9 protein-coding genes are annotated in these 10,238 nt (G+C 59.8%); 8 read left to right on the forward strand and 1 reads right to left on the reverse strand.

The window, feature by feature from the left end:
• The first annotated feature begins 10 nt into the window (after positions 1-10).
• The 3 genes from rpmE (at position 11) to ACIOVB_RS23260 (ending at position 2,505) form a co-directional block, all read left to right on the forward strand.
• Positions 11-238, forward strand: coding sequence for a 50S ribosomal protein L31 (rpmE, locus tag ACIOVB_RS23250; protein WP_123530569.1), 228 nt, complete (start codon positions 11-13; stop codon positions 236-238).
• 14 nt (positions 239-252) lie between these two features.
• The gene (locus tag ACIOVB_RS23255; RefSeq protein ID WP_401271771.1) at positions 253-1,053 is read left to right on the forward strand and encodes a thermonuclease family protein; all 801 of its coding nucleotides are present in this window, start codon (positions 253-255) and stop codon (positions 1,051-1,053) included.
• A 183-nt stretch (positions 1,054-1,236) separates the two neighbouring features.
• Entirely contained in the window at positions 1,237-2,505 is a 1,269-nt protein-coding gene (locus ACIOVB_RS23260) for a malic enzyme-like NAD(P)-binding protein (protein WP_401271773.1), read from the forward strand.
• 240 nt (positions 2,506-2,745) lie between these two features.
• On the opposite strand, the gene ACIOVB_RS23265 is transcribed toward ACIOVB_RS23260, so the two are convergent.
• Positions 2,746-5,190 (reverse strand): penicillin-binding protein 1A, encoded by a 2,445-nt coding sequence (locus ACIOVB_RS23265; RefSeq protein ID WP_401271781.1) that lies wholly within the window; start codon positions 5,188-5,190, stop codon positions 2,746-2,748.
• A gap of 220 nt (positions 5,191-5,410) precedes the next feature.
• Here ACIOVB_RS23265 and ACIOVB_RS23270 point away from each other — a divergent pair, with 220 nt between their 5' ends.
• From ACIOVB_RS23270 to pilQ, 5 genes are all read left to right on the forward strand, one after another.
• A complete protein-coding gene (locus ACIOVB_RS23270) occupies positions 5,411-6,475 on the forward strand; it encodes a pilus assembly protein PilM (RefSeq protein WP_401271775.1) in 1,065 nt (354 codons plus the stop codon).
• Entirely contained in the window at positions 6,475-7,041 is a 567-nt protein-coding gene (locus ACIOVB_RS23275; protein ID WP_187679602.1) for a PilN domain-containing protein, read from the forward strand. Before ACIOVB_RS23270 ends, ACIOVB_RS23275 begins: the two co-directional genes overlap by 1 nt.
• Complete coding sequence (gene pilO / locus ACIOVB_RS23280) at positions 7,038-7,661, forward strand: type 4a pilus biogenesis protein PilO (protein WP_401271777.1); 624 nt, start codon at positions 7,038-7,040, stop codon at positions 7,659-7,661. Before ACIOVB_RS23275 ends, pilO begins: the two co-directional genes overlap by 4 nt.
• Complete coding sequence (locus ACIOVB_RS23285) at positions 7,658-8,185, forward strand: pilus assembly protein PilP (RefSeq protein WP_401271779.1); 528 nt, start codon at positions 7,658-7,660, stop codon at positions 8,183-8,185. Before pilO ends, ACIOVB_RS23285 begins: the two co-directional genes overlap by 4 nt.
• Positions 8,186-8,198: 13 nt before the next feature.
• Positions 8,199-10,238, forward strand: a 2,040-nt coding sequence (gene pilQ, locus ACIOVB_RS23290) for a type IV pilus secretin PilQ (protein ID WP_401271780.1), incomplete at its 3' end; no start/stop codon positions are given.

A 10,238-nucleotide genomic window follows, 5' to 3' on the forward strand; every position in this document is an offset into this window, starting at 1 on the left:
GGAAGACACCATGAAAGCTGATATCCACCCGAACTACCCAGAAATCGCTGTTACCTGCAGCTGCGGTAACAAATTCGAAACTCGTTCGACCTTCGGCAAAGCCCTGTCGATCGACGTTTGCAACGAATGCCACCCGTTCTACACCGGTAAGCAAAAGACTCTGGACACTGGCGGCCGCGTTCAGCGCTTCGCCGACCGTTTCGGTGCTTTCGGCAAGAAACCTGCTGCTGCAGAGTAAGGTTGAAGAGCCCGGTGGGCTGTTCCTCACTGCTGAAAAAGGCGTCCCTCGCGGGCGCCTTTTTTGTGTCCGCGATTTGGCTGTCCGCCGCGCAAGCCTTCTGTCCGGCGCCTTCGGGACTTGCCACCGTCGCGGTGCAGCGCGTGGTCGATGGCGACACCTTGCGCCTGAGCGACGGCCGCAGTGTTCGCATGATCGGCCTCAACACGCCTGAACTGGGCAAGCAGGGCCGCAGTGACGAACCTTTCGCCGTGGCGGCGCGCAAACGCCTGGAATCATTGGTGGCTGACAGCGGCGGACGCGTCGGTTTGCTCCCCGGCAAGCAAGCGAAAGATCATTACGGACGTACGCTCGCCCACCTCTATAGCGTCAGCGGCGCCAATCTCGAAGCTCAGATGCTCGCCGATGGCCTCGGCTTTCAAGTCGCCGTGGCGCCGAATGTCGATCTGGTCGCCTGTCAGCAAGCCGCCGAGCGTAACGCACGACAGGCTGGGCGAGGTCTCTGGCGGCAATCACCTGTACTGAAAGCGGAGCAGATCCAGCGCTCGGGTTTTGCTGTGGTCAGCGGTCGTGTGAGCAAGGTGCAACGCAATCGCGGCGGAATCTGGATCGAGTTGCAAGACTCGCTTGTATTGCGTGTTGCACCCAATCTGGTCGGACAATTCGACAATGCTCGCTTGCAAGCGCTGAAGGGCAAGCAGATCGAGGCGCGCGGCTGGGTGGTCGATCGCTCGCGACGCGGTGGACTGCAATCGGGTCAAGCGCGTTGGCTGTTGCCGCTGACTGATCCTTCGATGCTGCAAACTTCCCGCTGAAGAAAAATTGTAGACATTTTTTCTGTCGATTGTGAACAGTCAAGCCCTTGTGCGTCGTGGCTCTTGGCCCAAAGTCGTAGGGCAGGGCGCTTGACAGTGGTGACCGCTCAGTCTTGTGGGGACTTTGCGAGGCGCGTATCCTCGCTGACCAGTCTGTCCAACAGTAAAAAGCGGAATGCCAAAATGACTGATCTGAAAACTGCCGCTCTCGAATATCATTCCAATCCTCGTCCAGGGAAGCTGAGTGTCGAGCTCACCAAGGCCACTGCTACCGCCCGCGACCTGTCGCTGGCCTACAGCCCCGGCGTAGCTGAACCAGTGCGTGAGATCGCTCGCGATCCTGAACTGGCCTACAAATACACCGGCAAGGGCAACCTGGTTGCAGTCATTTCCGATGGCACCGCGATTCTGGGGCTGGGTAACCTCGGCCCACTGGCTTCCAAGCCAGTCATGGAAGGTAAAGGCGTACTGTTCAAGCGCTTCGCCGGCATCGATGTTTTCGACATCGAAGTCGACTCCGAAAGCCCGCAAGCCTTCATCGGGACCGGTCAACGCATGTCCATCAGCTGCGGTGGCATCTGGCGGGAAGTGATCTTGGCGCCGGGGTGGTGTGAGTTCGACCGCGCTCTGATCGAGCAGTGCGACATTCCGGTGTTCCACGATGACCAGCACGGCACCGCTATCGTGACCGCTGCCGGCATGATCAACGCCCTGGAAATCGCTGGCAAAACCCTGCCGGAAGCCAAGATCGTCTGCCTGGGCGCCGGCGCTGCCGCCATCTCCTGCATGAAATTGCTGGTGAGCATGGGCGCACGCATTGAAAACATCTTCATGGTTGACCGTACCGGTGTGATCCACTCCGGCCGTGACGACCTGAACCAGTACAAAGCCGTGTTCGCTCACGCCACCGACAAGCGCAGCCTGGCTGACGCTCTGAAAGGCGCTGACGTGTTCGTCGGTCTGTCCGGCCCGAACCTGCTGAGCGCTGAAGGCCTGCTGTCGATGGCGCCGAACCCGATCGTGTTCGCCTGCTCGAACCCGGATCCGGAAATCTCCCCGGAACTGGCGCACGCCACCCGTAGCGACGTGATCATGGCCACCGGCCGTTCGGACTACCCGAACCAGGTCAACAACGTACTGGGCTTCCCGTTCATCTTCCGTGGTGCCCTGGACGTTCGCGCCAAGCGCATCAACGAAGAAATGAAAGTGGCTGCAGCCAACGCTCTGCGTGAACTGGCCAAACTGCCGGTGCCACAGGACGTGTGCGACGCCTACGGCGGTGCCCCGCTGGAATTCGGCCGTGAGTACATCATTCCGAAGCCAATGGACAAGCGCCTGATCACCCTGATCTCCGACGCTGTGGCCAAAGCCGCGATCGAGACTGGTGTGGCCACCCTGCCGTATCCGAAGAACTACCCGCTGAAAAGCGTGGATGACGTGTTCAACGGCTAAGTCGTTGTAGTGCTTCAACCGAAAGCCCCGGCTCGTTATGAGTCGGGGCTTTTTTATGTCCGAGGGTTTTGCGGTGTGGTTCAGTGCCTCTTCGCGAGCAGGCTCGCTCCCACCTTGAAACACATTCCCCTGTGGGAGCGAGCCTGCTCGCGAAGTCGTCAGCTCGGTCAACACCTCAGAGGGCAGGCAATAAAAAGCCCCGCACTTCAATTGAAGGCGGGGCTTTTCAATAGAAGTGGATCAGAACAAATCGATCGGCGCCTGCTCATCCGCCGGCAGCGGGCTACCCGGTGCCGAGCCATTACCCAGCTCGTTCACCGACGGTGGCGTGTCTTCAGCCTTGAACAGCTCGAAGTACGCCCCAGGCGTGCTCGGCGTCGCCGCGCGACCGCTGACCGGGTCCACCCGCAGGCTGAGCAACCCTTCCGGCTCAGGCTGGACGTGAGGCGGCTTGTCCTTCAGCGCGGCGGCCATGTAGTTCATCCAGATCGGTAGCGCCACGGTGCCGCCGAACTCGCGGCGACCAAGGCTTTCCGGCTGGTCGAAGCCCGTCCACACGGTGGTCACGTAGTCGGCGTTGTAACCGGAGAACCAGGCATCTTTCGATTCGTTGGTGGTACCGGTTTTACCGGCGATGTCGCTACGGCCAAGAGCCAGTGCGCGACGACCGGTGCCGAGCTTGATCACGTCCTGCAACATGCTGTTGAGGATATAAGTAGTGCGACCATCGACGATCCGCTCCGCCACGGCCGGCGCTTGTGGTGCCGCTGCGGCGCCCGGGGCTTCACCCGGAACCGGCGCCGCGTTGACGGTGAACGACTGCTCGGCCGGTACCGCGATACCGTCGGTGGCCGAGCCGCCCTGCGGTACGGTCGGCGGGTTGGCGACGAACAGCGAGTCACCGTTACGGCTTTCGATCTTGTCGATGATGTACGGGGTGATCTTGTAGCCGCCGTTGGCGAAGGTGCTCCAACCGGTAGCGATCTCCATTGGCGTCAAGGTCGCGGTGCCCAGCGCCAGCGACAGGTTCGGCGGCAGGTCTTGCTTGTTGAAGCCGAAGCGGGTGATGTAGTCGATGGTCTTGCCCACGCCCATCGCCTGCAGCAAGCGGATCGACACCAGGTTGCGCGATTTGTACAACGCCTCGCGCAGACGGATCGGGCCGAGGAAGGTATTGGTGTCGTTCTTCGGACGCCAGACCTTGTCCAGGTACTCGTCGACGAACACGATCGGCGCATCGTTGACCAGCGTGGCGGCGGTGTAGCCGTTATCCAGTGCCGCGCTGTAGACGAACGGCTTGAAGCTCGAACCCGGCTGACGCTTGGCCTGCATGGCGCGGTTGTAGTTGCTCTGCTCGAAAGCGAAACCGCCAACCAGCGAGCGAATCGCGCCGTTCTGCGGATCCAGCGATACCAGCGCCCCTTGCGCCTGCGGAATCTGGCTGAACTTCAACGAATTGTCTTTCTGGCGTTGCACGCGAACCAGATCGCCGACCTGCGCCACATCCGAGGGCTGGCGCGGGTTGGTGCCCATGCTGTTGGTGTTGAGGAACGGCCGTGCCCATTTCATGGTGTCCCAGGCAACGTGCTCTTCGCCGGTGCGGGTCAGCACTTGCAGACCGTTCTTGTCGATCTGGGTGACGATCGCCGGTTCCAGGCTGCTGATAGTGCGCTGTTTGGTCAGTTCGGTTGCCCACGCTTCACGGGTCTTGCCCGGCAGGCGCGACTCGGGGCCACGGTAGCCGTGACGCTGGTCGTAGGTCATCAAACCTTCGTGCAGCGCGGTGTTGGCCATTTCCTGCAAATTGCTTGGCACCGTGGTAGTGACGCGGAAACCTTCGGTGTAGGCGTCGCTGCCATAGCGGCCGACCATTTCGGCACGGGCCATTTCGGCGATGTACGGTGCGTTCACCTCCGGGGTCGGCACGTGATAGCTGGCGTTCAGTGGCTCGTTGATCGCAGCGGTGTAGTCCGTTTCGTTGATCTTGCCAAGCTTGTACATGCGCCCGAGGATCCAGTCGCGACGTTCTTTACTGCGCGCCGGGTTGGCCAGCGGGTTGAAACGCGACGGAGCTTTCGGCAGGCCAGCGATCATCGCCATCTGCGCGAGGCTGACGTCACGGATCGACTTGCCGTAATAAACCTGCGCCGCCGCCTCGATGCCGTAGGCGCGGTTGCCCAGATAGATCTTGTTCACATACAACTCGAGGATCTCGTCCTTGGTCAGCTGACGTTCGATTTGCAGAGCCAGGAGGATTTCGGTGGTTTTGCGCGAGAAACTGCGTTCGCTGGTCAGGAAGAAGTTCTTCGCCACCTGCATGGTGATGGTGCTGCCGCCGGATTGAATGTGTCCACTCTTGACCAGTTGGGTCGCGGCGCGCATCAGGCTGCTTGGATCGACACCGTAGTGATTGGCGAAATTGTCGTCTTCAGCACTTAGTAACGCATTAATGAAATTGGGGGGAATGTCGGCGAAACGGATCGGAGTCCGGCGCATTTCGCCGAATTCTGCGATCAACTTGTTATCGCTGCTGTAGACCCGCAGTGGAATCTGCAACTGAATGCTTCTCAGAGCCTCCACGGATGGCAAACCCGGACTAAGGTAAAGATACGCGCCACTGAGACCTAAAAGCAGTCCGCAGAAAACGGCGACGATGGACCAACCGAAAAATTTCAGCAAACGAATCAAGGCGTTTGGACATCCAGGGCAAAGAATGAATTTGGCAACGGGGGTTGTGGCGACACACAGAACGACCCGCGCTGGCAGTAAAAAGCGGAAAAAATCGCTGGGCATTATAAGCACTTTTCTGCTGGAGGCGTCATTTGCGCTTCTGTCAAGACGGGGTGAAGGAACGCAATGCGTATTACAGAGTCCGTAACTCACGGAAAGTCATAGGGAATTGGTAGTGCTGGGACTCTTCAATAAAAAGACCAATACGTTACTGGGGATCGACATCAGCTCCACGTCAGTGAAGCTGCTGGAATTGAGCCGTCAGGGCGACCGCTACCGGGTCGAGGCATACGCGGTGGAGCCGTTGCCGGCGAACGCCGTGGTCGAAAAAAACATCGCCGAGCTCGAAGGTGTGGGCCAGGCTCTGAGCCGGGTGCTGGTCAAGGCACGCACCGGCAACAAGAACGTGGCGGTGGCGGTGGCCGGTTCGGCGGTGATCACCAAGATCATCGAAATGGATGCGGGCCTGACCGACGACGAGTTGGAGAACCAGCTCAAGATTGAAGCCGACCAATACATTCCCTATCCGCTGGACGAGGTCGCCATCGACTTCGAAGTCCAAGGCGTGTCGCCGCGCAACCCGGAACGGGTCAACGTGCTGCTCGCCGCCTGTCGCAAGGAAAACGTCGAAGTCCGCGAAGCTGCGCTCGCGCTGGCCGGGCTTACCGCTCGCGTGGTCGACGTCGAGGCGTACGCGCTGGAGCGCTCGTTCGGCTTGCTCGCGACGCAGTTGGCCGCTTCCCAGGAGCGCCTGACCGTGGCGGTCGTCGACATCGGTGCGACCATGACCACCCTCAGCGTCCTGCACAACGGCAAGATCATCTATACCCGCGAGCAACTGTTCGGAGGCCGGCAACTGACCGAGGAAATCCAGCGTCGCTATGGCCTGACCATCGAGCAGGCGGGCCTTGCGAAAAAACAGGGCGGCCTGCCCGACGACTACGTCAGCGAGGTGCTGCAGCCGTTTCGCGAGGCGCTGGTGCAGCAGGTGTCGCGCTCTTTGCAGTTCTTCTTCGCCTCCGGGCAATACAACGCGGTCGACCACATTCTGCTGGCCGGCGGCACGGCGTCGGTGCCAGGGCTGGACCGGCTGATCGAGCAGCGTCTGAATACCCCGACCCAGGTGGCCAATCCGTTTTCCAACATGGCCTTGAGCAGCAAGGTCAACGCAGGGGCTCTGGCCAGTGATGCGCCGGCCCTTATGATTGCCTGCGGGCTCGCGCTCAGGAGTTTCGACTGATGGCGCGGATCAACCTGTTACCGTGGCGTGAAGAGCGTCGCGAAGAGCGGCGCAAACGCTTCCTGCTGACCTTGATCGGCGTGGTGGTCGGTTCGGTGGGCGCCGTATTCATTGCCGATCAGATCATCAGCAACGCCATCGCCCGGCAAGTGGCGCGTAACGACTACATCGGCAAGCAGATTGCTGTGGTCGACGAGCGGATCAAGCAGATCAGCGAGCTCAAGGCTCATCGCCAGCAACTGGTCGAACGCATGCGCATCATTCAGGACTTGCAAGGCAACCGGCAGGTCAGCGGGCGGATCTTCGATCAACTGGCGCGCACGTTGCCTGACGGCGTGTATTTCACCGACGTGAAAATGGCCGGCAAAACCCTGTCGATCAGCGGAGCGGCGGAGTCGAACAATCGTGTCTCCGAGTTGATGCGCAATCTGGATGCGTCCGACTGGTTCGACGCCCCTAGCCTGAACGAAGTGAAATCAACCTCCGCCGATCAGCAGGAGCAGGCCAATCTCTTTCAGTTGACCGTTCGTCAGACCCAGCCCAAGACCGTGGAGGACGAGCCATGAAGCCGTCCGAATGGCTGGACAGTCTGCGCAGCATCGACTTCAACGATCTGGATACCAGCAATATCGGTTCCTGGCCGGCGGCAGTGAAGGCCATCGCCGGGGCGCTGTTGATGGTGTTGGTGTTGGCGCTTGGTTACAACTTTTTCATCAGTGACATGGAAAACCAGCTCGATGCCAAACGCGAGGAGGAGACCACGCTCAAGGAGCAATTCGCCAGCAAGGCGCGACTGTCGGCCAATCTGGAGCTGTACACCCAGCAGATGAAAGAGATGGAAAACACCTTTGGCGTGTTACTGCGGCAACTGCCCAGCGACACGGAGGTTCCAGGCCTGCTGGAAGACATCACGCGTACAGGTTTGGGCAGCGGCTTGGAGTTTGAAGAGATCAAACTGTTGCCGGAGGTCGCCCAGCAGTTCTACATCGAACTGCCGATTCAGATCACCGTCACTGGCGCCTATCACGACCTCGCTACCTTCGTCAGCGGAGTGGCCGGGTTGCCGCGCATCGTCACCCTGCATGACTTCGAACTGGCCCCCGCCAATGAGGAGGGCGGGCCGAAACTGCGCATGAGCATCCTTGCCAAGACTTACCGCTATAACGACAAAGGGCTGCAAAAATGAGCCTGATTCGTTATTCGGCCTTGTCGATGGTGCTGCTGGCATTAAGTGGATGTGGTGGCAGCGATGACGTCAGCGACCTCGACGCCTACATGAATGAAGTACGCCTGCGCCCGGCAGGCAAGATTGAACCAACCCCGACATTTCGGTCTTACCCGACATTCACTTACAGCGCCGCCAACCTGCGTAGCCCGTTCTCGCGCCAGGTGCGCGTCGATCTGGCCGGGCAGAAACACGGCTCGCGCAACGTAAAACCTGATCCCAACCGGATCAAGCAATACCTCGAAGGTTTCAACATCGAGCAGTTCGAGATGGTCGGTACGATCGGCAATGCCGCCGGTTCTTTCGCGCTGTTGCGCGGAGCGGGTGGCGTGCATCGCCTGAAGGTTGGCGATTACCTGGGGCGCAACGATGGCCGCATCGTTGCCATCAGCGCCACCCAGGTCGATGTAGTCGAAATCGTGCCTGATGGCGACGGCGCCTGGCTGGAGCGTCCGCGCACCATTCCTTTGAAAGAGCACTCATAGTGGAAGTCGAATAATGAACAGGATTTTCTCCACCCTCGGTTTTTCGCTATGGATAGCGCTGATGTCACCGATGGTTCAGGCGGCTAATCTGAAGACGCTGGACGTGGCAGCGTTGCCGGGTGACCGTGTCGAGTTGAAGCTGTCATTCGACGGGCCGCCGCCGCAGCCCAAGGGCTACACCACCGATTCGCCGGCGCGGATCGCGCTGGATTTGCCCGGTGTCGCCAGCCAGTTGGCCAGCAAGCATGTCGATCTGGGTAGGGGCAATGCACGCACGGCCACGGTGGTTGAAGCCAAGGATCGGACGCGCCTGATCGTCAATCTCACGCAATTGGCGCCATATGACACGCGGGTCGAGGGCAACAATCTTTTTGTGGTGGTAGGTCAGGGTGCGCCGACAACCGCTGCGCGCCCGGTTGCTGTGGCGGCGTCCCGTGCGACCGCGGCAGCGACTCCCACACCCGCCAAGGCGTTCGTGCCGAAAACCAAAGCCATTCGCGGCGTGGATTTTCAACGCGGTACGGCGGGCGAGGGTAACGTGGTCATCGACCTGTCCGACCCGACCATCGCCCCGGATATCCAGGAACATGACGGCAAGATCATCCTCAGCTTCGCCCGCACGCAATTGCCCGACAAGCTGCGGGTGCGCCTCGACGTCAAGGATTTCGCCACGCCAGTGCAGTTCGTCAACGCTGCCGCGACCGGCGATCGCGCGATCATCACCGTCGAGCCCAGCGGCACCTTCGACTATTCCACCTACCAGACCGATAACAAACTGACCGTCAGCATCCGGCCGATCACGGCGGACGACCTGCAAAAACGCAACGCTGATCGACAGGCCTACGTCGGCGACAAGCTATCGCTGAACTTCCAGGACATCGACGTGCGCTCGGTGCTGCAACTGATCGCCGATTTCACCAACCTCAATCTGGTGGCGAGTGACACGATTCAGGGCGGCATCACGTTGCGTCTGCAAAATGTGCCGTGGGATCAGGCGCTGGATCTGGTGTTGAAAACCAAGGGGCTGGACAAGCGCAAGATCGGCAATGTGTTGCTGGTCGCTCCGGCCGATGAAATCGCCGCCCGCGAACGTCAGGAGCTCGAATCGCAGAAACAGATCGCCGAACTGGCGCCGCTGCGCCGTGAGCTGTTGCAAGTGAACTACGCCAAGGCAGCGGACATCGCCAAGCTGTTCCAGTCGGTGACCAGTGCCGAGGCCAAAATCGACGAGCGTGGTTCGATTACCGTCGATGAGCGCACCAACAACATCATCGCCTACCAGACTCAGGATCGTCTCGATGAACTGCGGCGCATCGTGGCGCAACTGGATATTCCAGTGCGTCAGGTGATGATCGAGGCGCGGATCGTTGAAGCCAACGTGGATTACGACAAGAGCCTGGGTGTGCGCTGGGGTGGGTCGATCCAGAACAAGGGCAACTGGAACACCTCCGGGGTCAGTAACGGCTCATCGACCACCATTGGCACGCCGGGCAGCACCAGCACCAACTCGCCATTCGTCGACATGGGCACCGTCAACAACACGTCCGGGATTGGTATTGCCTTCATCACTGACAATGTTCTGCTCGATCTTGAGCTGACGGCCATGGAGAAGACCGGTAACGGCGAAATCGTCTCGCAACCGAAGGTAGTCACCTCCGACAAGGAAACCGCGAAAATCCTCAAAGGCACCGAGATTCCCTATCAGGAAGCCAGCTCCAGCGGCGCCACGTCGGTGTCGTTCAAGGAGGCTTCTCTGTCGCTGGAAGTGACGCCGCAGATTACTCCGGACAACCGCATCATCATGGAGGTCAAGGTCACCAAGGACGAACCGGACTACTTGAACAAAGTGCAGGATGTACCGCCGATCAAGAAGAACGAGGTCAACGCGAAGGTGCTGGTCAATGACGGTGAAACCATCGTGATTGGCGGCGTTTTCTCAAATACTCAAAGCAAGGTTGTAGATAAGGTGCCATTTCTTGGCGATGTGCCGTATCTTGGCCGCCTTTTCCGGCGTGATGTGGTTTCGGAGAAAAAATCCGAGCTGCTGGTATTT

This window comes from Pseudomonas sp. NPDC087639, from assembly GCF_044743385.1.
GTDB lineage: Bacteria > Pseudomonadota > Gammaproteobacteria > Pseudomonadales > Pseudomonadaceae > Aquipseudomonas.